Annotated in this window: 20 protein-coding genes; 11 read left to right on the top strand and 9 right to left on the bottom strand. The window is 49.3% G+C overall.

Translation table 11 applies throughout. The features are described from left to right. Nucleotides 1-83: 83 nt before the first annotated feature. From V2I46_12445 to V2I46_12425, 5 genes are all read left to right on the top strand, one after another. Nucleotides 84-1484 (top strand): bifunctional UDP-3-O-[3-hydroxymyristoyl] N-acetylglucosamine deacetylase/3-hydroxyacyl-ACP dehydratase, encoded by a 1401-nt coding sequence (locus V2I46_12445; protein ID MEE4178306.1) that lies wholly within the window; start codon nucleotides 84-86, stop codon nucleotides 1482-1484. After that, complete coding sequence (gene lpxA, locus V2I46_12440) at nucleotides 1484-2272, top strand: acyl-ACP--UDP-N-acetylglucosamine O-acyltransferase (GenBank protein ID MEE4178305.1); 789 nt, start codon at nucleotides 1484-1486, stop codon at nucleotides 2270-2272. Before V2I46_12445 ends, lpxA begins: the two co-directional genes overlap by 1 nt. A gap of 13 nt (nucleotides 2273-2285) precedes the next feature. After that, nucleotides 2286-2897, top strand: coding sequence for an ATP-binding cassette domain-containing protein (locus V2I46_12435; protein ID MEE4178304.1), 612 nt, complete (start codon nucleotides 2286-2288; stop codon nucleotides 2895-2897). Between the two features lie 97 nt (nucleotides 2898-2994). Beyond that, on the top strand, nucleotides 2995-3558 hold the full coding sequence (gene efp, locus V2I46_12430; protein ID MEE4178303.1) for an elongation factor P: 564 nt from the start codon (nucleotides 2995-2997) through the stop codon (nucleotides 3556-3558). 9 nt (nucleotides 3559-3567) lie between these two features. Then, the gene (locus V2I46_12425) at nucleotides 3568-4497 is read left to right on the top strand and encodes a UDP-3-O-(3-hydroxymyristoyl)glucosamine N-acyltransferase (protein MEE4178302.1); all 930 of its coding nucleotides are present in this window, start codon (nucleotides 3568-3570) and stop codon (nucleotides 4495-4497) included. A gap of 70 nt (nucleotides 4498-4567) precedes the next feature. Here V2I46_12425 and V2I46_12420 read toward each other — a convergent pair whose 3' ends face one another. The 8 genes from V2I46_12420 to V2I46_12385 form a co-directional block, all read right to left on the bottom strand. Further along, nucleotides 4568-4975 (bottom strand): cytochrome c maturation protein CcmE, encoded by a 408-nt coding sequence (locus tag V2I46_12420; protein MEE4178301.1) that lies wholly within the window; start codon nucleotides 4973-4975, stop codon nucleotides 4568-4570. A 33-nt stretch (nucleotides 4976-5008) separates the two neighbouring features. Then, nucleotides 5009-5164 (bottom strand): CcmD family protein, encoded by a 156-nt coding sequence (locus V2I46_12415; GenBank protein ID MEE4178300.1) that lies wholly within the window; start codon nucleotides 5162-5164, stop codon nucleotides 5009-5011. Nucleotide 5165: 1 nt separating this feature from the next. Then, nucleotides 5166-5852 (bottom strand): cytochrome c biogenesis protein CcsA, encoded by a 687-nt coding sequence (ccsA, locus tag V2I46_12410; GenBank protein ID MEE4178299.1) that lies wholly within the window; start codon nucleotides 5850-5852, stop codon nucleotides 5166-5168. An 8-nt stretch (nucleotides 5853-5860) separates the two neighbouring features. Beyond that, complete coding sequence (locus V2I46_12405) at nucleotides 5861-6517, bottom strand: heme exporter protein CcmB (GenBank protein MEE4178298.1); 657 nt, start codon at nucleotides 6515-6517, stop codon at nucleotides 5861-5863. A gap of 124 nt (nucleotides 6518-6641) precedes the next feature. Continuing rightward, nucleotides 6642-10262, bottom strand: coding sequence for a T9SS type A sorting domain-containing protein (locus V2I46_12400; GenBank protein ID MEE4178297.1), 3621 nt, complete (start codon nucleotides 10260-10262; stop codon nucleotides 6642-6644). Nucleotides 10263-10505: 243 nt separating this feature from the next. Further along, nucleotides 10506-14141: an alpha-amylase family glycosyl hydrolase gene (locus V2I46_12395; protein MEE4178296.1), complete on the bottom strand. Its 3636-nt coding sequence runs from the start codon at nucleotides 14139-14141 to the stop codon at nucleotides 10506-10508. Between the two features lie 104 nt (nucleotides 14142-14245). Then, on the bottom strand, nucleotides 14246-15097 hold the full coding sequence (locus V2I46_12390; GenBank protein ID MEE4178295.1) for a hypothetical protein: 852 nt from the start codon (nucleotides 15095-15097) through the stop codon (nucleotides 14246-14248). 54 nt (nucleotides 15098-15151) lie between these two features. Further along, complete coding sequence (locus V2I46_12385; protein MEE4178294.1) at nucleotides 15152-15949, bottom strand: DUF6544 family protein; 798 nt, start codon at nucleotides 15947-15949, stop codon at nucleotides 15152-15154. Nucleotides 15950-16401: 452 nt separating this feature from the next. On the opposite strand from V2I46_12385, the gene V2I46_12380 reads away from it, so the two are divergent. The 5 genes from V2I46_12380 (at nucleotide 16402) to V2I46_12360 (ending at nucleotide 21260) form a co-directional block, all read left to right on the top strand. Then, nucleotides 16402-16857, top strand: a complete 456-nt coding sequence (locus V2I46_12380) for a DUF1801 domain-containing protein (GenBank protein ID MEE4178293.1) — start codon at nucleotides 16402-16404, stop codon at nucleotides 16855-16857. Nucleotides 16858-16870: 13 nt separating this feature from the next. Further along, nucleotides 16871-17308 (top strand): hypothetical protein, encoded by a 438-nt coding sequence (locus tag V2I46_12375; GenBank protein MEE4178292.1) that lies wholly within the window; start codon nucleotides 16871-16873, stop codon nucleotides 17306-17308. 185 nt (nucleotides 17309-17493) lie between these two features. Next, the gene (locus V2I46_12370) at nucleotides 17494-18336 is read left to right on the top strand and encodes a universal stress protein (protein MEE4178291.1); all 843 of its coding nucleotides are present in this window, start codon (nucleotides 17494-17496) and stop codon (nucleotides 18334-18336) included. 495 nt (nucleotides 18337-18831) lie between these two features. Continuing rightward, complete coding sequence (locus tag V2I46_12365) at nucleotides 18832-19254, top strand: hypothetical protein (GenBank protein MEE4178290.1); 423 nt, start codon at nucleotides 18832-18834, stop codon at nucleotides 19252-19254. Between the two features lie 314 nt (nucleotides 19255-19568). Continuing rightward, nucleotides 19569-21260, top strand: a complete 1692-nt coding sequence (locus V2I46_12360) for a HEAT repeat domain-containing protein (protein ID MEE4178289.1) — start codon at nucleotides 19569-19571, stop codon at nucleotides 21258-21260. Nucleotides 21261-21830: 570 nt separating this feature from the next. Here V2I46_12360 and V2I46_12355 read toward each other — a convergent pair. Beyond that, complete coding sequence (locus V2I46_12355) at nucleotides 21831-22310, bottom strand: DoxX family membrane protein (protein ID MEE4178288.1); 480 nt, start codon at nucleotides 22308-22310, stop codon at nucleotides 21831-21833. A 263-nt stretch (nucleotides 22311-22573) separates the two neighbouring features. Here V2I46_12355 and V2I46_12350 point away from each other — a divergent pair, with 263 nt between their 5' ends. Further along, complete coding sequence (locus tag V2I46_12350) at nucleotides 22574-24157, top strand: YfjI family protein (protein MEE4178287.1); 1584 nt, start codon at nucleotides 22574-22576, stop codon at nucleotides 24155-24157. The last annotated feature ends 161 nt before the right edge of the window (nucleotides 24158-24318 follow it).

The raw sequence follows: 24318 nt of genomic DNA, 5'->3' as shown, positions 1-24318 counted from the left end.
CTTAAAGGCTTTTTTTACTAGAAAAATAAATTATATATTTGCCCTACTTTTGCCTGAGCATCAGGCATGAAATTTCTTAGCCCATGACAGAATTTCAGCACACCATAAAAGCCCCTGTTTCCGTATCAGGGGTCAGCCTTCATACCGGGAAACTCGTTACGCTTAATATCAAGCCAGCGCCCGAATATTCGGGAATTAACTTTGTGCGCACTGACATTGGCCCTGAAGCCATCGTTGAAGCTGATGCCAGCCTAGTGGTCGACACCTCGCGCGGCACTTCCATTGAAAAAGACGGTATTCGTATTGGCACCGTAGAACACGTTCTGGCAGCATTGACCGGCTTGGGCATTGATAATGCCCTGGTGGAAGTTGACAGCCCCGAGACCCCTATTCTTGATGGCAGCAGCAGGCTCTATGTGGAAGCAATCCAGGAAGTGGGGCTGGAAAAACAGAAGGCCATCCGCGAATATTTTGATATTCGTGAACCCATACGGTTCTATCATCCCGAAAAGGATTGCGAGATCATTGCTTTACCAAGTGATCAGTACCGCCTTACCGTGCTGATCGATTATCAGTCGAAGGTCCTTGGGCATCAGCATGCTATCATGGATAAGATCCTTGACTTTCCCACAGAGATAGCCCCCTGCCGCACATTCGTATTCCTGCATGAACTGGAATTTCTTCTGAAACAGAATCTTATCAAGGGGGGTGACCTGAGCAATGCCATTGTTTTCGTGGACCGGCCGATGGAGCAGGAAGAACTCGACCGCCTGGCGGTGCTATTTAACCGGCCCAGTGTGGAAGTAAGGACTGAAGGTACACTGAATAACCTGGAACAGTATTTCCATAACGAGCCTGCCCGTCATAAATTACTGGATGTGATCGGCGACCTGACCCTTGCAGGGATGCCTATTAAGGGGCACATCATTGCAAACAAGCCTGGCCACGCATCTAATGTGCTTTTTGCAAAAGAATTAAAGAAACACATCAAAGCCAGGAAAGAACAGGAGCAAATCCCTTCTTACAACCCCGATATCCCACCTGTATATGATATCAATCAAATCATGAAGATGCTTCCCCACCGCCCACCTTTTCTTTTGGTGGATAAAATCATTGATATCGGGGAGTCGCATGTGGTCGGGGTGAAAAATGTGACCATGAATGAGGCTTATTTTATGGGCCATTTTCCCAAGGAGCCGGTGATGCCGGGAGTCCTGCAGATTGAAGCCATGGCGCAGGCGGGTGGTATTCTGGTTCTTGCGCAAGTGGAAGACCCTGAAAACTACAACACCTATTTCATGAAGATTGACAATGTCAAATTCAAGCAGAAGGTAGTACCGGGAGATACCCTTGTATTCAAGCTCACGCTTATCAGCCCTGTGAGGAGGGGCATTTGCCATATGCGCGGCCTTGCATACATAGGAAACAAACTTGTGATGGAAGCCGAGATGATGGCACAAATTGTAAAAAACAACAATTCGTAATGAATCAACCATTAGCTTATGTGCACCCTCAGGCAAAAATTGCCCGCAATGTGGTAATTGAGCCCTTTGTAACCATTAACAATAACGTTGAGATTGGAGAGGGAACCTGGATAGGATCGAACGTGACGATCATGGAGGGGGCACGCATCGGGAAAAATGTCAGGATCTTCCCGGGTGCAGTAATCAGCGCCATTCCGCAAGACCTGAAATTTGAAGGTGAAGAGACCACGGCCGAAATCGGTGACAACACCACCATCAGGGAGTTCGTTACCATCAACCGGGGAACCAAGGCCAACAATAAAACAGTCATTGGAAACAACTGCCTGCTTATGGCATACGTTCACATCGCCCACGACTGCATAATTGGGGATCATTGTATTTTGGCCAATGCCGTAAACCTGGCAGGGCACATCAACATTGATGATTATGCCATCGTTGGAGGCCTTTCAGCGGTTCACCAGTTCGTTAACATTGGCCCCCACGTGATGATCTCTGGAGGGTCGCTGGTACGCAAAGATGTCCCCCCCTTCACCAAAGCTGCCCGTGACCCCCTTTCGTTTGTGGGGATAAACTCCATTGGCCTCAGAAGAAGAGGGTATTCCAGCGAAAAGATCAATGAGATTCAGGACATCTACAGAATCATCTTCAACAAAAACCTGAATGTTTCGCAAGCCATTGCCTATATAGAAGCCGAAATGCCTGCTACCCCTGAGCGAGATGAGATCCTGAGTTTTGTTTCCGGCTCCAGCCGCGGCATTATGAAGGGCTACAGCTTCAGGGAAAAGTAAAATTTGCTTCTCCATGCAGGTGACCCTCAGGAATATTGGAAAGCGTTTTCACCAGAAGTGGGTCTTCCGGGAACTGGAGATGAATTTTGAAGCAGGGAAACATTACGCCATTACCGGCAAGAACGGGTCAGGCAAGTCTACCCTACTGATGATCTCTGCAGGATATCTCAGCCCCTCAAAAGGTTCGGTCATCTGGAACCTGAAAGGGACAACCCTTGCCCCGGAAAGCATTTACCCGCATATTTCAGTTGCTTCTCCTTACCTTGAACTGGTGGAAGAGTTCACATTAAAAGAGAGCATACAATTTCACCAAAAGTTTAAACCTTTTCTGCAGGGCTTTGAAACCCAGCAGTTGATTGAGTTGTCGGGCCTGAAGGACAGCCAACAAAAGCCCCTTCGCCATTTCTCCTCGGGGATGAAACAACGGGTTAAACTTTTGCTGGCGCTGATGAGCGACACCCGCCTGGTATTGCTCGATGAGCCCTGTGCCAATCTCGACAGTGACGCCATGGCCTGGTACCAGGGCCTGAAGGAAAAATTTGGGCGTGGGCGAACCCTGATCATCTGCTCCAATCACAATCCACAGGAATACCCCGAGGTGAGCCAGGTTTTCTCGATCCCCTAAAAAAACGGAATGCCAATCGTATATTTTGTCAGACTACCTGTTTTTTTTATTATTTTTGTGCCCAAATTTTATAAACCCCACTGATTTATAATTTTTTATGGCAACAACAGCAGATTTTCGCAATGGCTTATGCATTGAGTTCAATAACGACCTTTACGCAATCGTTGAATTTCAGCACGTAAAGCCCGGTAAAGGGGGTGCATTTGTACGCACAAAACTCAAAAACCTGAAGACCGGGAAGGTTATTCCCAATACATTCAATGCCGGGGTAAAAATCAATATCGCGAGGGTTGAACGCCGCTCCTACCAGTTCCTTTATAAGGATGAAAGCGGGTACCATTTCATGCACAATGAAACTTTTGAACAAACCTTTATTCCTGAAGAGATTATCAACGCCCCCGATTTGCTGAAAGCCGGGCAAAATTGCGAGATCGTATTCCACGCAGATACCGAGACACCTCTTTCGTGTGAGCTTCCTCCCTTTGTCGAGCTGGAAGTGGTTTACTCTGAGCCAGGCGTTAAGGGCGACACGGCAACCAATACGCTTAAACCCGCCACCATGGAAACTGGTGCCATCGTCAACGTACCCCTTTTTATTGAAACCGGCGAGATTATTCGCGTCGATACCCGCGATCATTCTTATTCGGAACGTGTAAAATAAACCCTGCCGATGCAATTAAACCCACCCCTGACGCTTCAGGATATTGCCGGAATGATCGGGGCCAGGTTCGATGGTGAACCCGGCTTTCCGGTTCTTGGAATCAATGAGATTCACATGGTAAAAGGGGGTGATTTGACGTTTGTCGATCACCCTAAATATTATGAAAAAGCACTAAAATCCAAAGCCTCCACTATCATCATCAACAAGGAAATGGAGCGCCCTGATGGAAAGGCCCTGATTTTCTCTGACGACCCCTTTCGCGACTTCGTTTCCCTGATCAAGAAGTTCAGGCCTTTTGAGCCAGCTTCCGGAATGATCAGCACCACGGCAATTGTTGGCGAAGGCACTGTTATTCAGCCGGGCGCTTTTGTGGGAAATCATGTGATCATTGGGAAGAATTGCATCATTCATCCCAACGTGACTATTTATGACCATTGTTACATTGGCGATGATGTCATCATTCATTCCGGCAGTGTGATCGGTTCTGACGGGCTGTATTTCAAACGCCGCCCAACGCATTACGATAAGTTGGAATCTGGCGGACGAGTAGTGATAGAAGATCATGTTGAAATTGGCGCCTGCTGCACCATCGACCGGGGTTCAACAGGAGACACCACCATAGGTCAGGGAACGAAATTTGACAACCATATCCATATAGGCCATGATACCATTATCGGGAAGAACTGCCTTTTCGCTGCCCAGGTTGGAGTGGCAGGTTGTGTGGTGGTTGAGGATGACGTGATCCTTTGGGGACAGGTGGGTGTCCAAAAAGACCTGACCATAGGAAAGGGAGCTGTAGTGCTTGGGCAATCGGGGATATCCAAATCGCTGGAAGGCGGGAAAACCTATTTTGGCAGCCCGGTGCAGGATGCTCGTGAAGCTATGAAACAACTTGCCCTGGTCAGAAAGTTGCCGGAAGTATTTGGGAAACTGAACTGATTGATAAAACAATAAATACAAAACCCGGGTAAACCCGGGTTTTTTGTTTATTCAAACTGGAATAATCTCTCTAATACCCAGTGGAGGAATATGTCGTTTCCTCGAATTCATCAGCATTGTATTTGGAAGGGCATTTCAGCAAAAGGCTTGAGGCTACAAATGCATCTTCTTTAAAGGATCCGATCAGCACCACCTGGTCCGACTTCTCGAAATCCTGTGGTTTGGCGCCGAAATAGGTTACCTGTGATTCTGCCCCCTGGTTATCTGTCATATGGAATGTCAACAACAAGGTGTTGCTGACGATTTTTTCCTCAATGGGTTTATCCTTTAGCAATTCACCAATGATGTGGAATTCCCTGCCAGGATGTTTCCTGGCTACTTCGAAACTGGCATAGGTATCGGCATTGTATACCGTGCTGATAATAGCACCAATGGCAATTACAATAAAAATCAGGGCAATAATATGGGTTTTCTTCATAAAGAGTCAATCCGTATTAATAAGAAATCAGCTTCATTGTTTGGTGTTTCTTTCCTGCTCCAGGTCGCGCAAACGCTTCTCAACCTTGTCAAGTTTCCGCTCAAGGTAGAACAGGAATGCTGCAATGCCAAGCAGGATAATGGATATTACAAGCACCACTACAATCATTTTATCATCGGTTGGGTTCATATCAGTCATTTTCGTAAAATTCTTCCATTCTCATTTTCAGCCGCATGATCCTGTAATAAACCCTGAACAGCCAATAGGCAAAAAGCATCCAGCCAGCAATAGCAGGGAAAAAGACTTTTCGCATACGGGGGTCCAGGTCTCCGGTCGATAAAGCCGGGTTGCCGTCGATGCCGGGATGAATGGAGCCCTGGGAAAGGCGCGGAAGAATCATGATAAAAACAAAAAACAGCACAAAGGCAAAGATGTTATAAACGGCCGAAAGCCGAGCTTTCTTTTCAGGTTCTTCCACCGACCCCCTGAGCACCAGGTAAGCCAGATAGGTGAGCATCCCTACGGCGGCACCATTCAATTTAGGGTCATTGACCCAGAAACTACCCCAGGTGTTGTATGCCCAAACCATGCCTGTCAGCAGCCCAAGCCCTCCAAAAATCAAGCCGGTTTTCACAGCGGAAACAGCCTTCAGGTCATCTTCAGGACGAAAGAAACGAAGGTATCGCAAGCTAAAGATCAGGGCCACGAACAGAATGAACATCATACTAAACCACATTCCCACGTGAAAATAAATATTCCTGACAGTCTCGCGGATGACCGGCAACTGAGGCGCTTCAAACAAAAAACCGCCTATAATGACGTAAAGCAGGATCAATATTCCAAGCAGTTTCCACCAGTTATTTTTCAAAAAACCCATAGGCAGCCTTATTCCTTCCAAATATAGGGAAATAAAATATTGGATAACACCAGGGTAATCGCAATGAGCAGTATGATTACCAAAAGATTGGGTAATGTCTCAGAGATGCTGCCACCTCGAATAGCATCTGATGAGACACCGATCAAGACCAGTAGCAATGGCAATACCAGTGGAAAACTTAATACTGCCATCAGCGTAAAATTGTTCCGTGCCTTGGAGGCAATGGCTGAAACCATGCTCAACACGGCTGAAAACCCGGCAACACCAAGTAACATATTCAACAGAAAAAGCAGAAGGTTCTGCACTGGGTTGCCCATAAAACCCATAAATACCAACAGGCCAGCAAGCCCCAGGGCAGCCATCAGCAGGGCATTGTAAACGATCTTGGCGTTAATGATTGACTGAGGCCTGACCAGGGTATAGTAATACAGCAAGCGGCCATCACGCTCCTGCAGAAAGCTCTTTAGGACCGCATTGATCGCTGCAAACAGCATAATGATCCAAAACAAAGCATTCCAGGTAGGGATGTCAATGATGCTGGCAAAAGACAGATAACAGACAAAAACGGTAGAGACCAGGTACAAAAGAACCCCATTGAAGGCAAACTTTTCCCGCCATTCAAGGGTGATTTCTTTCCGGATCAGATGGTTAATTTCCTGCAACATTTATCCTGGCTTCTTTAATCAGGCAAAAATAAGCCAATTTACCGAAATCATCCTTGAGGGTTTTACAAAAAAAACAACCCGGCAGTATTGATGCCGGGTTGCTCCCAAATCTATGAAAAAAGACTCAACGCTTAATGAGTTTAAGCACTGAGTTTACCTTGGGTCCACGGATATTCAGAATGTATAAGCCTTGAGCAAGTCCGGTTAGGTCCAGTGGTAACCTCTCACCGGCTACCAGCGGCCCGCTGTAGATTTCACGGATTACCCGGCCATTGAGGTCTAACAATAAGATGGCTCCTTTTTCGCCCAGATTTCCATCCAGATGCAGCCATGCAAGGTCGCCAGCAGGATTGGGGTATAGGGTAGCAGCGATCCCGGGGTTTTCTTCAAGGCCGGCAGGACTCAGGTTAAAGCTGTGCATAACACTGCAGTCGTTTTCATCGCGAACGATAACCGTATAAGTCCCAATGGGCAGATCTTCCAGATAGGATGTGGTGGCTCCGGTATTCCAGGCAAAACTTAAAACGCCTGTCCCACCCGTAACATTTAAATGAATGCTGCCGTTGTTTTGTCCGGCATCCGGGATGACCAGTTCGGCTTCCACAACAATCTCTTCAGGATCATTGACCTCAAAATATTCCTTATAAGCACACTCGTGAAAGTCAATCACCTGCACCCAGTATTCGCCGCCACCGACATCCTCCATTTGATTTCCGGTCAGTCCGGTATTCCAGTAAAAACTGTAAGGTGAGGTCCCTCCTACCGGGCTTACGTTAATCGTTGTCGTTTCCCCGAAGCAATAAACCTGGTCAAACGAATACTGCAGGCGAAGATAGTCTGGCTGAACGAGGTCAAACTGTTCAGAGGTAAAGCAGTCACCATCGGTCACGGTAACAATATAAGTTCCGGGACCAAGATCAGTAACCACTTGTCCTTCCGGGCCATGCACCCAGCTATACTGGGGGTCGCTTCCCCCGTCAATAGTAACGGTAATAGCACCGTTGGCATCTCCGTTGCAAAGAATAGGGCTGATCACACCGCTGACCGCAGGGGCTCCTGCGTCATTGATCAGAACCGGGTATTCCAGCACACAGTTCTCGTCGGGATCCACTATACTGACATAATAAAGCCCTGCAGGAATATTCTCAATATTAGGCGTGGTTTCGCCCGTTGACCATTGGTACTCCAGATTTTCTTCAGGGTCTTCAGGAATAATCAGGGCGGTACCCCCACTCTGCCCGCAGCCAGGAGAATTGCTTGTAAAAGAAGACACCCGTGGCAGTTGACCTGTATTGGTGATGGTGAAATCCCTGATAGCTTCGCAACCAAAGGCATCAACAATCACCACGGAATAATCTCCTTCTCCAATGTTTTCAAGGGAAGGCGTCGAAGCTCCATTACTCCATGAATAGGTGACCGGGTCGGTAGCCCCTTCTACCTCCAATACAATGGAGGCATTGTTCATCTCACAGGTTTCAGGGATCACATCACCCTCAACAAATAATTCAATGTTCTCAAATTCCAATTCAAATTCAAGCAGGCTTTCACATCCTGACTGGTCGGTAATCAGCACGTGGTAAGTACCTTCGGGGAGATTTTCTGCCAGGTTGCCATCCAGTTCAGGAAACTCTTCCCATGAATAATCAAATGGTTCACTTCCACCTTCAGGCAAAAGGAATATACTCCCATTGTCGGTCACACAAACCGGGTTCTGAACCTGTGCATCCACCAAAAGGAAGTCGTTTTCCTCAATGATGACTTCAATTTGCCCCTCACAGCCAATGCTGTCCGTTACAGTGACCAGATAACCTCCCGGAAGTAATCCCGCAGCCGTAGGACCTTCCTGCTCCACTTCTGAAGGCCAGGTAAAGGTATATGGGGCAAACCCAGCCAGCGGGATTATCGTTGCTTCCCCATTGGGAGCACCACAGGCAGAGGGCAATGACTCATAGTCTATTTCCAGGTTGAGGGATTCAATGTCTACATAAAGACTGTCATAACAACCGGAGGCATCCCAAACCTCCACAAGGATTTGCCCTACACCCAGCCCGGTGGCCGTTTGTCCTTCCTGTAAAGGATCCGTGTCCCAAAGGAAAGTATGAGGGCCAAAACCCGTAAGGGGAATAACCGTAGCCTGGCCATCGTCATTGCCGCAATAGGCCTCTGTAGAAAGAATTTCATAAACAGGGACGCACTCAGCAATGTTTTCACCAAGATTCAGGCGAATCATAGGTACCTGGGATTCAGTTTGCCAGAAACCACTTATTTGAGAAAAAGCGCCCTGGTTGGGCAATCCACGGGGCACTTCTGAAGAAACCATCAGGGTTTCATTGCCTCCGGGATAGTTGACAGCCACCAGGTAATCCACTCCATCTTCCAGAATAAGGCCATCTCCATTTAGCGGGACCGTCACCCATGTAGCCTCTCCACCGGCCTGCATGGGGATATCTTCCTGGGCAACCACATAATCAGAGGTTTCAGAAAGCAGCAAAAACCCCGTCCCTTGCTTTTGATAGATTTGGAGATTAAATGTCGCACCGGCCTGGGTTTGCTCATGTAAGGCCACGGAAATAGAGGTTGCCTTTTCACCGGATAAGATCCTGAAGATGTTACCCGTGATAAAGGCTTCGCCAATATCACCACGGATCCCTTCACCCAGGTATATCCCTCCATCACGGGCATAAATGCTGTCGGTGATGAGCACCCTGCCTTCAGCCATATTGTTGGAAGGCTCTGTATCGGGCTGGTTTTGCCGGGCTTCAAATGCGATAAGATACTGACCCTTGCCGGGGAAGGTAAAGGGAGTAGCAGTTTCCACTGTTGCTGAATGGCCTGAAGCAAGCTGCTGGATTAATGGGCTTTCCCCATTATATAAATAGGTGTTGACGCTGGCCTTAAGCGATACGCCTGTTTGGGTGTTACCCCCCAGGTTGCGGATCATCCCCCCAAAAGCTACGGCTTGTTGCTGCCCCCCGGGCACCATCGTATATCCGCCATAGGAAATGGCGAACAATTCAAGGTCGTTGGCTGTGTAGGTATTGATGGAGACGTCATCGATCATCCAGAAGTAATGGCTGGCGCCAATCTTGCGGAAACGAATCCATACCTGCTCGTGGCCTGCTGCCACTTCAGAGATATTGACCAGCTGATGGATGGCATTCTGGCTAAGGTTATTGGGCCACACCCCATTTTTTACATCAAAGCTCACCCAGTTTTCCCCGTCATTGCTGACCTCCACCAGAAGCTGGGTTCCCTGGAAACTACAGCAGTACCTGAAAAAATGCTGAAACGACAGCATCACATGCGGATGCTCGCTCAAGTCAATGGGCGGGCTCTGAATATAGGCATCCGTTAAACCGCCGGGATTGGTCTCACTGGCGAGGTCACTGTCGAGAATCATGAACCCATCAGAGGCGGAGGTGCTGTTAATCGCCGGGACTCCCTGTGAATATCCACCCTGAGGACCACTGTAGGTGTGCATAAAACTGACATAACCGGTCAAATCCACACTTTGCCAGCTTTCAGGAAGGCCTCCATCAAAGCCTTCATACCAAATGGCCTCATCAACCAAAGCCTGGGCTTTCACATCTGCCTGGATTTGCTTGTTGGGATTTACTACTGCCGGTCGGGGATAAAATACCGGTTCTGTTGCCTGCACACCTGTTGCAAATAACACCATGAACAGGGGCAAAACATGACGGATCTTAAAGATCATCTTTTCCATTTCTTCAATCTTTTTTCTCATAGGTTGGGAAAAAACGTGAAGCGCTCAGGCTGAAAAACAGAGCCTCGGCAAAGCATCACATTTTCAGGGAATAAAACTATAAAATCCGAACCGCTTACCAATCCGTAGATTACTGAATTAATCCTTATCTCCAAAGGGTAGATTTTACCTGTTTTTTTTCCGAAAATCCTGCGCTTAACGAAAGCAAAAAAAAACGCAGGTCTGGCTGACCTGCGTTCTTAAGGGTAAAACCAATGGAAAAAACTAGTCTTCAGCACCTTTCAGTGCTTTCTTCAATAAATCAAGCTGGTACCCGGCACGATCTGATAAGTCCATGATTGTTTCCAGCAGAGATAAATCAGACTTTACCAATTTGGCTTTTTCACCCGCTGAAAGGAAAACATTCTGTTCCCTGGCTTCAGAAAAATACTCAAAGGTAGCTGCCGAGAATAACCAGGTAAGCAGTTCTTCAAATTTCTCCTTGCTGAAAAACCAGGTCCCCTCATAAAAATTTGCCCCAATATAACGTTTGACTTTGGGGTCATCCAGCAAAAGCGCAACGAGTCTTAACTTTTCCTGGAAAACTTCGGGCACCTTCATGGTGGGCTCTTTGGGCAGGATGCCACCCAAGAGGGCGTCACGCATGTCAAAGGCCTTAAATCCGGTTTCCAGTAAAAGATCCAGCAGGTCCACATCACGTTCTATCTCATCAAGCCCCCGCCCCGTACTTCTCAGGACTTTCTGCAAAGGCAGGCGCAGCATCAGGGCATCCTGGAGGGCCTTTTCCTTTTGTTTGCCATCCGTAAGGGTCTTCAGGGCTTCTTTGGCATAAAAGGCAATGATTAGCATGGCGCTTTCGCGGAAAGGTCCCAATGCGCCCGGTAAAGGCACCCTGTCGGCTTCTGCAGGTTTACGGCTAAACAATTTATCTGCAAGGACGGTCTCATGGTCCTTCACAAAACGGTAAGCTGCCTTAACACCCTGCAGGTTCTGAAAGAAAGCTTTAGTGGCTGATTCCGGATCTGTCTGAATTCCGAATTGTGATACCACCCTACCGGCAAAAACCTGGTACCTGCCTGTTATGGGTGCCAGCGAAGGATCGTTTTTCAGGGGAATCTCAGGCTCAAGAAGGGATTGGATAAAAGGATCGATAACATCCGCCTGGAACAATGGCTCAAAAGCAGCATAAACCTGTTCCAGCTCCAGTTCCTTTCGCGCCTGTTCAATACTGACAACGCCCTGTCCGGCAAGGTTGTAATGCAGCCTTTCGTAAACCCCGGTTGCATCAAAGATTTCAAGGAACTCCCAGAATATGCGATATTCAAAACCATTCAGATGCCAGTGCAAGCCCTGTTCGAATATCTCCTTTCCACTTTTCAGGTATTCAAGCCCGGAGATGTGCTCCTTCATCACATAGAAAAAGCCATGGCTGCCATTCAACCCCAGCGCTTCTCCCAGCTGCAGCACCCGGGTCTGCCCTGCATCGCCACCCTTGCGGAGTTTAGGTGCAGAATGGCTGATCCGGCCCGAAGCACCCTCATATTTATTATTGAAAAGCACCAGGACCCGCTCGTGGCCAAAGCGGTTGGTATAGGCCATCACGTTTTCATTCAGATATCCTGCATCATCCTGGAAGTCATAGAAATTGAAATGTTCGACATCGCTGAACAGATAACGTTTCTTCAGCAGGGGGAAGATCTCTTTCTGGTGTTTCTCCACAAGCCATTGCTGCGGCAATTCATTGTAATAGGCCCGCTGGTATTCCATGCCATACTTCTCTGTATAGCCTTCCAGCTGTCCGTGTGCAAACATCGGCAATCCCGGCAGGGTACTCATCAAAACACATACCCCGAAATACTTGTCGCCGGTGCCAAACTGCCTGATGGCGGTTTCTTCATCAGGGTTGCTCATAAAATTCACATACCGTTTCAGGATCTCCGGTTCAAACTCCAGGGTATTGGTGATCAGGTCGCGGTACTTTTCATTCTCCTCATTTTTAAGCATATGCATAAAGGCGGAGTTATACACCCGGTGCATCCCGAGGGTGCGGACAAAATAGCCCTCCATAAACCAGAAAGCCTCTGCCAGCAACAGGGTCTCAGGCATCGTTTCATTCATGCGGTCGACCACTTCACGCCAGAACTCCACAGGGAACAGCGCATCAAACTGTGCCTGCGACATGGCATAATCTGCCCGCGAGGGGATATCTCCCCCGGTACCTGGTCGGGGATACCACAGCCGTGCAAAGTGTTTTTTGGCAAGCGTCATGGCCGCATCAAAACGAATGATCGAGAAACGCCGGGCCACTTCAAAGATCATCTGGATCACGGCTTCCCTCACCTCCTGCTTGATCATATCAAGCTGGGCGGTGTCGTTCCATGGCATATTCGTGCCATCGTTGCCGTGGTAAATATAGCGCACATCCCCATTACGCTTGTCAATGCGCTGAAACACAACGGCCGCATCGGTCTTCGAAAAGTAACCATCATCAATGCGAACCTCTATATCGGGATGTTCTGAAAGGTTTTCCCCGGTAAACCGGTAAGCTGGAAAAGGCGGCACCCTGGTCTGAATAAAATAATCCGGGTTTTCGATGACCCACTTGGAATAAATCCCCGTGTGGTTAGGGACCATATCACTGGCCAGCCTGATGCCCCTTGCCCTGGCCCGCTCGTTCAGAATCTGATAGGCTTCTTCTCCGCCCAGGTCGTGTGCGATCTGGTAATCATACAAGGAATAAGCCGAAGAAACGGCATCCGTAAAGCCCATGATATGCTTGATGCGCCTCGAGGCATTGCTGCGTTCCCAGATGCCGATAAGCCACAGCCCGTTAAAATTCCATCGCGCCAGCTGATCCAGCTCTTCATCGGGGATCTGATCCAACCGCCGGATATCACGCTGGTATTTTTTCGACAACTGATCGAGCCACACCCAGGTGTTTTTGGCCATCAGCACCACCCGGGGCATCCAATGCGTGTCCTGCGTAAAGGCTTCATTCTCATCATAATCCTTATCGGAATCCTGCACATAGTCAAAACCCGACTTCCCAAGGAAAGAAGCCCCCGCCCCCTGCTGCCCCTTATAAAAGGGCACAAAGGTTGGCGTATCTCCTTCTCCCCCTTCCAGGCGCATATCTTCCTTCATCAGGTCCTTGCCCTTCAGGATGCGGATCACAAAGTCTTCCGGCAGGAATGCTTTCCAGCGCTTCATCACATAGTCAAGCTGGGCATTCAGGTCTTCCGGGGCTGCCAGCATAGGGGCCTTCAGCAGGGTGATGATATCCTGCTTCTCTGGGCCAAAGGGAGGCTCTTTTGCAAAGAAGGCCTCCAGCCCTGCCATTAACTCATCCAGTGCCGTTTGATTCTCCAGGTACCCCCGGTCAAACAAATCCCTGAACCTTTTGGTGGCAGGATTTAAATTGGCGAGCAACAGCATCAGGATTTCCTCAATAGCGATACTGGTATGTGTGCGATCGCCAGCCTGTCCGCTGAGCCATCCGGTGGCAGTCATCCTTCCACGGTAAAGCTCCAGGGGTGGAAATTCAAGCGTGAAATCCAGCATGAGGCGTCTCAGTCTTTCCCCGCCAAGCTGTTGGGTCAGCCAGGCCTCAGCATGCTGAAACACTTTGGGATTGAGTTGTTTCTCATATTCCCTGAGCAACAGGTGATACACTTCATCGAGCAATCCTGCTGCATTCAGTTCGCCAGGGTAAATGTGCTGCTGCGGCGCCCTGGTCTCATTCATCCGGTAAGCCAGCTGCCTGACAGCGTGAAAATCAGCAAAAACGACCTGCCCATTCGTGGCAAAAAGGGTCTCATCTACTTGTAGCTTCTGACGAATCCGTCCTGCAATGTGAAACTCAAAAACAGGCACTTCACGGCTTCCCTGGCTTCGGCTCATAATCCTTCATTTTACATAAGAGTGAAGGATAAAAGTAAGGATTTTTTCAGTCAGGGGTTCAGCGAAAAAGGTAAAATTTGATCCCTCTTTTGAAAACACAACCCTTAAGCCCGGATATTCCGGAGGGAAAGAACCCCGGCAATGACTGCAAAAGACAAAAAAACAGGGATGATTACAATGGCTGGTCCTGCCGGTTCACCACCCATCATGATGGCAATGATCTTGGCCACCAGGGCAGTCATCAGGATAGACAGAAACACAAGGTATACCGGCGCGGCCAGGTAACCCAGTGGCTTCCTTTTTATAAAAAGCAAACCCGACACAAAAGCCAGCGGCAGCAGCAACCCAAGGTCGAATCCCTGCACAATAAGGGTTGTGTAATGGTGCAAGCCTGCCGGGTAAATGCTGCCATCGAGCAAGGGAGGCACCACCACGCTTAACCATAGAAAAGCAATGCCCAGGGTGTTGATGATCAGGAAAATACCAGCCAACTTCACCGGGGTCTCAGGTTTAAACCTGGAAGGCAGTTGCTCAACATCAAAAGAAAGCAAACTCTGCAGAAAGGCAAAGAAACTCAGGGCCAATAAGGCTGCATATACCAGGAACAGCACATTGTACATCCCCATGGCCGTATAAAAAAGATAGGTCACCAGGAAATATCCAAGGGTCCCGCTGAGGACATAAAGCCATTGAAGCGATCCTTTCCTTGCCTTAAAGAAGGAAAGCAGCAATAAGGGAATCCCCAGGAAAAGGGTCACATAATCCTGGGCAATGCCCTGGGGGGCTACTTCGGCCGACATGTGCTGATATATTCCACGGCCATAAATCATCACCTCCTGCCCGCGAATGGACGTGTAAGCATAAGGTCCGGGACCACCATCTGACAGGATCCCTGTCAGGGTGGCAACCAGCGATAAAACAACAATGCCTGCAATTAAAAATCCATTGGTTTTCATGGTATTATCATTAAAAAGTTAAAAAGTTTTCAGATCCAGTGCTCCTCCTTCAAATTAAACGACATCAAATGTCAGCCCGGTAATTTCTCCCCGGTAATATTCAAAATCTCCCTCCTCCAGGTGCCATGCTGCACGAAGCGATCCGGGCACCAAAAGCCCGTCGGCCTGGCGGAAATAATCGCCCGCGAAGGCTGACCAGGGCAGCTTGCGTGAGGTTCCATCCTGGTCAACCATATTGCGATCTTCGCTGACAAAGCGTTCCATCAGGCCTTCTTCATTAAAGAAGAACGTGCCGCTGACCTGAATCCCATTGAAAGTAATGCTGGCTTTTACGGAATGTGTATCTGCTTCTTCCCAGCGGATGTAATCCTGCAAGACATAGCTCGGGGCCAGAAACGCCTCCGCCAGCAGGGTAACCAGCGACGATTCATTCATGGCCTGCCCCCTGGCATCGCCTACGGTGATGTATTTCATCAGCCGGATCAGCATATTGCCTTCCCCAGCCTGGTAAATATCCCTGCCTTCAAAGGGGAAGATGCCAAATAGCCTGCCACGCATACAGGCGATCCGCATGGGCTCAGCCACTGAGTTAAACTGTTCGCAGCTGATGGGCATCCATCCCGCATTGAGCGCCCTTCGCAGGGACACATTCTTCCAGTGGGTCTGCACATTCGACATCCGCTTACGGCCCACAAAGCCACAAACCTCCAAATAACGCCGCACCGGCAAGGGTAAACCTTCCAGGTCACTTTCCGAAAACAGGCCCTGCACCGATTGCCCGAACCGGCTGATTTCAGCAGCCCGCTCCGATGCATAGATCTTTTTTAGCGGTTTCCAACGCGAGTATTTCATAAATCAATGCTGGTTTTAGCAGCTGAGGCAGCACCCATCCCGGCCTTTCCGGGACCCTTGAGAGTGCTCTTCCACGGGCTGCAGGTTTGATTCCATTTTAATAATCTGCCTTTTCCATTTCGCCGGTAAGGCCCGTTCAAAATACACGGTATTCGGGCTCATTCATCCCGCAAAGATACACACCCGGAGTTTTTTTCTTGTAATTTTCATCCACAAAATCACGCAAATGAAAAGGAAATGAACACAAACAAAATAAGGGTTTAGGGTTTAGGGTTTATTCAACTTTTCAACTTTTCAACAAATTATCACATTACCAGATTATCATATTTCTTTTGTGAATATTTGTGTTTCTTTTATTCGTGTGCATTTGTGGACGGTTTTTATGGAACGCGGATGCCACGGATGAACTGCGTTCAACGCGGATCATTAAAGACTTTTCATTACATTTGATTATGCAAATCCACGCCACCACCCCCGAAGAATATATTTCGCAGCTTCCCGAAGAAAGGAAAGCCGCTGTTTCCCATCTCCGCAAGGTCATCCTCGACAACCTGCCAGAAGGCTTTGAAGAAGTGATCTCCTACGGCATGATCAGCTATGTGGTGCCCCATGCCATATATCCCGGGGGATATCACGTCGACCCCAGGCAACCCCTGCCATTTATCAGCATTGCCTCACAAAAGAATACCATTTCGATCTATCATATGGGTATCTATGCCGCTCCCGACCTGCTGAACTGGTTCACCAGCGAATATGCCAGATACGCAAAGGTGAAGCTCGATATGGGCAAGAGCTGTATCCGCTTTAAGAAACCCGAACACATCCCCTTCGACCTGATTGGTCAGCTGGCGGCCAAAATGACCCCTGCGCAATGGATTGAAATCTACCAGAAAGAACTGAAACGCTGACAAACCCAAACAGATGAAAACCCTGACCTTCGAGATAGCTATCCGGGCAAGCGCCGAAAAAATCTGGCAACAACTGTGGGGAAAAGAGAGCTATCCCCAGTGGACCAAACCCTTTTGCGAGGGCACCTACATCGAAGGCGACATCTTTCCCGGCGCAAAGGTCCGGTTCATGGCCTCCAATGGCGAAGGGATGTACAGCCAGGTGGACCAGTACATTGAGAACGAGTACGTGGCCTTCAGGCATTTGGGCGTGGTGATAGACTTCCACAACGAGCCCCTCGACGAAGAAACCCTGAAGTGGTCAGGTGCCATTGAATCCTACCGCCTGACACCCCGCTTCGGGTATACCCTGCTGGAGACCAGCGTGGATACCACCGAAGAAATGATCGACCACATGCATCAGAATTTTCCACCTGCACTGGAGGAACTGAAACGACGTTGCGAAGCCTGAGGACTTTCATCCTGCTCATTACCAGGACACAGGAAAACACCAAACCGGCAAACGAAGATCCTGTTTTTGATAAATGCATAATTTATCCTATATTTGATCATGGCCACCAGCTGGCCAGTCATCCGGGAAAACACACCCTCCGGCCTGCCCTCCTGAAGCCGGATCGTTCTTAAATACCATGCGTTATGAAAAACATTGTCGTAGGCATCGATTTTTCCAAAACGTCCATCCTGGCCTTCGGGTATGCCCTCAACGTGGCCAGGAAAACCAACAGCGACCTGATTCTGATCAATGTGCAGAAACACCTCGACTACGAGGTTCCCCTGGCGGCAGGCGAAAAGCCCACACCCGAAAGCATTCATCAGCAGTTCGAGACCCTGGTGGCCAAGCGCCGGCAGGACTTCCCCGGCCGCATCGAATATACCGTGCGCGAAGGCAAAGTCCACCAGGAAATCTCAAACCAGGCCAAATACTCCGATGCCTGGCTGGTGGTAATGGGCGCTCACGGCCTCTCGGGCTTTGAGGAGTACTGGGTGGGCACCGACAGCTACCGCGTGGTGGCTACCTGCATGATCCCCGTCATCACCGTCCGCAAGGGCTACGACATCCACCGCAACCTCCAGCGGGTGGTGATCCCCATCGACAGCACCCCCGAGACGGTCCAGAAACTGCCCCTCACCCTCGACCTGGCCAAACAATACGGGGCACGCATACACCTGCTCTCTCTTTACAGCAGCGGCACCCCAAGCACCCGCGAAAAGGTCGACAGCAACACCCACGCCGCCCTGCGCCTGGTCGAAATGGCAGGCCTCGACATGGTGCTCAATGATGCCCAGGCCGAAAACCTCACCACCGCGGCCATCGAATATGCCAGGAAGGTGGATGCCGACCTGATCTCCATCATGACCGAACAGGAATTCGCCCCCCACAACATCTTCCTGGGCCCCTTCGCCCAGCAGATGGTCAACCGCTCCCCCATCCCCGTGCTGAGCCTGCACGCAAAGCCCCTCGTGAGGGAGAACTTTTAGGTTGAGGTTAAGCCTGCCTGCCGGCAGGCAGGCTTAAGGTTAAGGTTGAGGGTTTCTGGTTTCAGAGCTTGTCCGCTAACCAGCGGATTTCAGGTTTCGGGGGTTACTCCCCCTTTGGATAGCTTGTCTCGCCTCAGGCGAGGGGGTTGGGGGGAGGTCCTTTGATTTCAGGCGTCAGGTGCCCCATGCCATTCTTCATTTTTCATTTTCTTGAACGCGGATGCCACGGATGAACTGCGTTCAACGCGGATCATCGCGAAAAAAAATTACACGGATTTGGGCGGATTCCCCGGATCCACTGGCCTTTGCTTCTTACTTTTTACTGCTTACTTTCTACTGCCTGCTACTTTCGCGTCCTCGCCTCTTCGTTCCCCATGCCCCACGCCCCTTGCCCCTTGCCCCTTGCAATTCATCCGTGTAATTCAATTTCCGGTATTCAATAAATGTTTACTTTTAAGCATCGAAAAGCCTGATTGGCTGTAAAATACCATTGCCATGAAAAAAATGAAAGCTTACGCCCTGCTATTTTTCCTGCCTGTTTTTTTCGCAAGCTGTGAACCGGAGACCAAAGACCTGTTCTTTGTGGACAACCGCTCGGATTACGAAATTGTCGTTCGTTATGTTTCCTTTTACAATACACCTGATGCCCAGGTAAAAATCATCCCACCCCAGATGAATGGACTGTTCTTTGATAGCCACAACGTAGGAGAGGCCTTCGACAGGGGTAATGAGTTCCTGTTCTGGTTTGAGACCCTGACAATGGAAATTAATGATACTTTAATCATCAGTAAGGATTACATGAACCGTTCAAACTGGACTTTTGATATCTTAGGAGGGGATGGCGGAAGACGCGATGGCGGTTTTGCAGTGTACACCTTTACGGTTGAGCCCGAGGACATTGTACCGGCGGGAACATGAAATCTCACTTCTCCTGAAAAACGCTTTCATCATTACCCCACAGTTTCCGGCCTTCCCCGAAAACGATAAAGGGTTTCTTCTTTCCGCTCTTTTTTAAAGGTTTTTTCCCAGGATTTCGTAAATTAGTGGTGTTCTGCATCTTATATTTTTTTTGCAGGCAGTGGTAACAAGGGGAAAACCAGGAAAACGATGACAGCCCCTCCTAATGAAAGTCATCGAAATTACCGGAAAAACTTCGCCTTTACTGGTTCACCTGGGTCCTTGTCCACCAATCTTACCGCCTGTTGTTTCGGGTATCCTTAAAGAAGAATATTATGCGCAACAAGATCCTTGAAAACACCGGGCTATTCCTGTTGGCTGTTGTATTTTCTATTGGGCTGATGTTTGCCTTTACCGAACTTCCCAGGCTGATGGACCAGTTGATCCAGGCCATGGTTCATACCCCGGGTTCCGATCCGGCCTATGACGCCATGCGTATCGAATTATTCTACCAGGCCTATGCCATCCGCCTGATCGGTTATATTTGCCTGGGACTGATCGTATTGTTCATCATCCTGGGATTCACTACCCGCAAAACCGGCTGGGCCATGGCGGGGGGCGTGGCCCTCTTCCTGCCTGTTTTCGCCACCTTTGCCCACAGCATGTTTTACCTGGCAGGATTGGGCCTTTTCAATGTGATCCTGTTTCCTTTCCTGGATATCTCACTCGCCCTGGTCGACCTGGGCAAGGTGGTCCTCATCCCCTACTGGATCCTTATGTGGTGCTTCGGCCTTTTCAACTGGTATGCCCGCGATTTCCTGGTTTATCTGTTCATGCTGACGGGAGCCTTCATTTTTGTGCTTGGAGTGTTTGCCTGGTTACAGGCCCGCTTCGGCAGGCAGAAAGTGGCCAAACACTGGATCTATAAATATTCACGCCATCCGCAATACCTGGGATGGATCATCTGGAGTTACGGACTGATGCTTTACGGACCCCTGCTGAATGAGATGAAAAAAAGCTGGGGCTGGAACGGCACCCTGCCCTGGCTGCTCTCCACCCTGGTGATCATCGGCATCTGCCTGCTCGAAGAGATAAAAATGAAAGAACGCGCCGGGGATGATTATGATGAATACCGCAACAGGACTCCTTTTCTCTTTCCAATCCCTGGCCTTTTGAATAAAATAATAAAAGCACCGGCCCGGCTGGTCATTCAAAAAAACCGCCCCGAGAGCAGGAAAGAGGCCGGCGTGGTAATTGCCCTTTACGCCTTCATTTTCATGAGCTTATCCTTGTTCTGGGTGGATCTGAGCCCGCAAGGAAACAGGGATGTCCTGGCCAGCAAACCCTATTCCAGGGAGAGGGCAAATGCGTTGATCGGGGAGATACGCAGGGAACAGCCCCGCCGTTACCGCAGCTTCGAACCTTTCGCCGAACTCCTGTCAATGGGCCAGCAGGCATACCCTGATTTTTTCGAGTTAATGGAGGACCCCGACCCGGATGTCAGGCAATTTGCCATTCAGGCTGCCGCCAAATATGGCATCAGGGAAGCCATACCCTCACTGATCGGGACCCTGGACGATCCCGAGCCGGGGATCACGGAATCTGCCATCCAGGGACTGGGTGACCTGGCAGCCCGGGAGGCCACAGATACCTTGCTGTACATTCTCGAAAATCCCGGACAAGGCATCAGGCAGGATGTCCTCCTCACGGCCCTGAGTAAGATGGGATGCATCAGCATCATGCCCTACCTGGAAAAAAGGCTGCAGGACACGGTGTGGCATCATTATACCGCCACCCTGCAAGCCATGATGCGCCTCGATCCTGAAGCTGCCAAACCCTATGTCTATGAATCCCTGAAGGATGAAAGACAAAGGGTAAGAATGGATGCTGTCAACCTCCTTCTCGAGACCCTTCCCGACGATGCACTGCCTTACCTTGAAGAAGCCACCCACGATCCGAACTGGGAGGTACGGTTCTATGCCCGCCAGGGCATGAGGCTGATCCGGGAGAAACAGCATAAGCCCTGACCATCGGACGGTTTAAAGGCTCCCCCCGGGAAGGCTCCAAAGATTTAAACAAGGGGTGCCCATTGTTTCCGCAGCCTGAAGGCCAAAACGAATGACCCCAGCCAAACACGAAAATCAATAGGCCCGGCATTTATAACCGGGTGCCAATGCCCGGAAATAAATAGGCCCGGCATTTATGCCGGGTATCCCAATGCCCCCCGCATCGGGGCTTTAGCCCAAACCTACGATTCATTTTGGGTTAAAACCCCATTTAGTGCTTCCCTCCCATTCCGCAGCCTGAAGTCTACGGCTATTGATCTGGGGCAGCCTCGGAAATAAATTAGCCTGGCATTTTTTACCGGGCTCACCTTAAGGTAAAGACGCAATGCATTACGCCTCTGCAAGTTCCGGCTGAGCAGTATTTGTAATGCCGCTCTAAAAATGGATTATTTGTATTTATATGATCTGGTTTACCAAAGCCATTCACTTTTGCAGAATTTCAAATTCTGCATTGTTCAGAGCGGAAATGCAATTCCCGCTCAGCCGGGAAGGTGTTCCAATCAAACCGGGAGACATCTTTCCCTGCTAAACTTAATGGCTGTTTTTTTGTATCCTGGCCCCTCTGACCGTTGCCCCCAGGACAATCCCCGCCGATACGACCACAAGATTCTTGATAATATACTGACCTTCCAGCGTCAGCGAGTAGGGAAAAATGTGGAAAACCTCCGAGGGGAAAAGAAATACCGGCGTAAAAGTACCTAACATTTGCAGGTAAAGCAAAAGGAGGGTTTCCCTTAAGAACAGGTTAAACAAGAGCCCGATGCCGATCAGGACTTCCCAGGTGGCCAGGATATAAAGGATCAGGTTTTCAGGCAATAGATTGAATGTCAGGACGTCAATGGTTTTTACTGCAATGTCTTCAGCCGGGCTCAGCCCGTCAAAAAATTTTAATGCCCCGAACCAGAAAAAGATAATCCCAATGCTGATCCTCAGCAGGAAAAGCCCGTTGTCAGCCATCCAGTTGGTTACTGCGACGTCCACTTTTTGAAAAGTCTGTCCTCTTAAACTCATTTTTATTGGCAGTTTAAAATTTTATCAAAACAGGATAAACCCGCCGGCATCTCGGCATTCTTTCTTGGGCCAGGTCCACCCCCTGTCGTGAAACCACGCAGGGAATCTGGTAAAGATAAAAGGCTTTGAATCCGGAAATGTTCAGAAAGAGAAAAAAAATACACCCAAAAAGTGTCAAATATGTCATGCTATACAACACCTAATCCCTAAACCCTGATCCCTTATTTTATTTGTGTGCATTGTATTAAAATTTGAATGCATTTGTGGATGAAATCAGGGAGAATCCTTCTGCCGTAGTGATTAGGCTGTGCCGCTTCTATCCGAATTATTCCGAAGCGGAAACCAGCGAACAATATGATAAATGCCTGAAATCAAACCGCGGCGGGGTCACCCTGAAGACCTTCTTTTGGCTGGCTGGCAATGCTGGGATCGGTAACGAATCAGAAACTGAGGAAATGGAGGAATCAGAGACCCCGATGCCCACCTTTCCCTTTGGGAGAAATCCTAAAAATCCTAAAAATCCTAAAAATAACAGTAATCCAAAAGTTTGTGATTTCCCTGTTTTTTTACAAAAAGTGATGGAGGTTGCCGAGACCGATGAGGAAAGGGACCTCTTGCTGTTGGGTTCCATTACCACTTTAAGTGCCTGCCTGGGCAGGATTTATGGCATTTACGACGGACGCAGGGTGTATCCCAATTTATTTCTGTTTGTTACTGCCAGGGCTTCGGCCGGTAAAGGCCGGCTGATGCTCTGCAAGAAGCTTGTATTGAAGGTCCATCGGGTCCTGCGCCAGGAAGCCGAGAACCTCCAGGAGCGTTACCAGCAGGAACTCTGTGAATACAACGATCAGAAAGGGAAGAAGAACGCCTCCGACCGGCCCCGCAAGCCCCCCGAGCTGATGCTGTTCATCCCGGCCAACAGCAGCACCACGGGCTTTTTCCAATTGCTGGCCGACAACAACGGGAAAGGCCTGGTAATGGAAACGGAAGGGGATACCTTGTCGCTGACTTTCAAGACCGATTACGGAAATTATAGCGACGGTTTTCGCAAGGCCTTTCACCACGAGACCATCAGTTATTTCCGGCGTACCGACAAAGAGTATGTCGATATCGACACCCCCAGGGTTTCCGCGGTGCTCTCGGGCACCCCCAACCAGGTGGGCAACCTGATCCACAGCAGCGAGAACGGACTGTTCAGCCGCTTTATGTTTTATTATATGAACGTGAACCCGGAGTGGAAGGATGTGTTTGCCCCAAAGCTTGACCAGGAGCTGGATGATAATTTTGTAAGCCTGGGAGAGGAGTTCTTCCAGTTGTTCGAGCGGCTGCAGGGCTCTCCCGACATCCGCTTCAGCCTGGGCCCCGAGCAAAAGCAACGCTTCAACGCATTCTTTAAGGACATCCAGGAGAAGTACCTTTACCTGCAGGGGCTGGATTACCTGGCCACCGTCCGCAGGCTGGGACTGATCTTCTTCAGGATCTGTATGGTGCTCAGCGCCCTCCGCCTGCTTGAACAGGATAAACTACCTCCAAGACTGGAATGCAGCGATACGGACTTTGACATTGCCGCGGCGATGATCAGGGTCCTGGTCAGGCATTCAGGCAGGGTGTTTTCCGAGCTGCCCGAGGAAACCAGACCCGTCCCCCGCAAGAACAAGAAGGAAGAATTCCTGGAGGCATTGCCTGTTGAATTTAACCGACAGGCTTACCTGGAGATAGCCAATAATCTTGGTATAAACAGGAGGAATGCAGATTATTATATCAAAAGTTTTGTAAAAAGGGCTTTTGTTCACCGCGAACAACGAGATTCCTACAAAAGAAAAAGGCAAGAGGATGAAAGCCCTTAATTGAGAAATCACAAAAATGACAACAACTGTGATTTTATGTATTTTATGTATTTTATGTATTTCTCCCCTCCCTTACCCGCCTGAGTGTCATTTGTTATACCGCTCCGGGTGTGGGGGAGCGATCCAGCTGCAGGGGCAGTCCAGGCACTGTCCCTGCAATT

Source organism: Bacteroides sp. (assembly GCA_036351255.1).
Lineage (GTDB): Bacteria > Bacteroidota > Bacteroidia > Bacteroidales > UBA7960 > UBA7960.
Note: the sequence above shows the minus strand (reverse complement) of the source record. Positions and strands in the feature narration are given on the sequence as shown.

Coding starts and splice junctions, on each gene's coding strand:
- V2I46_12375 (MEE4178292.1), top strand. CDS start 16,871: ATGAAAACCCTGACCTTCGAGATAGCTATCCGGGCAAGCGCCGAAAAA.
- V2I46_12400 (MEE4178297.1), bottom strand. CDS start 10,262: ATGAGAAAAAAGATTGAAGAAATGGAAAAGATGATCTTTAAGATCCGT.
- V2I46_12365 (MEE4178290.1), top strand. CDS start 18,832: ATGAAAAAAATGAAAGCTTACGCCCTGCTATTTTTCCTGCCTGTTTTT.
- V2I46_12425 (MEE4178302.1), top strand. CDS start 3,568: ATGCAATTAAACCCACCCCTGACGCTTCAGGATATTGCCGGAATGATC.
- V2I46_12445 (MEE4178306.1), top strand. CDS start 84: ATGACAGAATTTCAGCACACCATAAAAGCCCCTGTTTCCGTATCAGGG.
- V2I46_12415 (MEE4178300.1), bottom strand. CDS start 5,164: ATGAACCCAACCGATGATAAAATGATTGTAGTGGTGCTTGTAATATCC.
- V2I46_12420 (MEE4178301.1), bottom strand. CDS start 4,975: ATGAAGAAAACCCATATTATTGCCCTGATTTTTATTGTAATTGCCATT.
- V2I46_12355 (MEE4178288.1), bottom strand. CDS start 22,310: ATGAGTTTAAGAGGACAGACTTTTCAAAAAGTGGACGTCGCAGTAACC.
- efp (MEE4178303.1), top strand. CDS start 2,995: ATGGCAACAACAGCAGATTTTCGCAATGGCTTATGCATTGAGTTCAAT.
- V2I46_12380 (MEE4178293.1), top strand. CDS start 16,402: ATGCAAATCCACGCCACCACCCCCGAAGAATATATTTCGCAGCTTCCC.
- lpxA (MEE4178305.1), top strand. CDS start 1,484: ATGAATCAACCATTAGCTTATGTGCACCCTCAGGCAAAAATTGCCCGC.
- V2I46_12395 (MEE4178296.1), bottom strand. CDS start 14,141: ATGAGCCGAAGCCAGGGAAGCCGTGAAGTGCCTGTTTTTGAGTTTCAC.
- V2I46_12385 (MEE4178294.1), bottom strand. CDS start 15,949: ATGAAATACTCGCGTTGGAAACCGCTAAAAAAGATCTATGCATCGGAG.
- ccsA (MEE4178299.1), bottom strand. CDS start 5,852: ATGGGTTTTTTGAAAAATAACTGGTGGAAACTGCTTGGAATATTGATC.
- V2I46_12360 (MEE4178289.1), top strand. CDS start 19,569: ATGCGCAACAAGATCCTTGAAAACACCGGGCTATTCCTGTTGGCTGTT.
- V2I46_12370 (MEE4178291.1), top strand. CDS start 17,494: ATGAAAAACATTGTCGTAGGCATCGATTTTTCCAAAACGTCCATCCTG.
- V2I46_12390 (MEE4178295.1), bottom strand. CDS start 15,097: ATGAAAACCAATGGATTTTTAATTGCAGGCATTGTTGTTTTATCGCTG.
- V2I46_12405 (MEE4178298.1), bottom strand. CDS start 6,517: ATGTTGCAGGAAATTAACCATCTGATCCGGAAAGAAATCACCCTTGAA.
- V2I46_12435 (MEE4178304.1), top strand. CDS start 2,286: ATGCAGGTGACCCTCAGGAATATTGGAAAGCGTTTTCACCAGAAGTGG.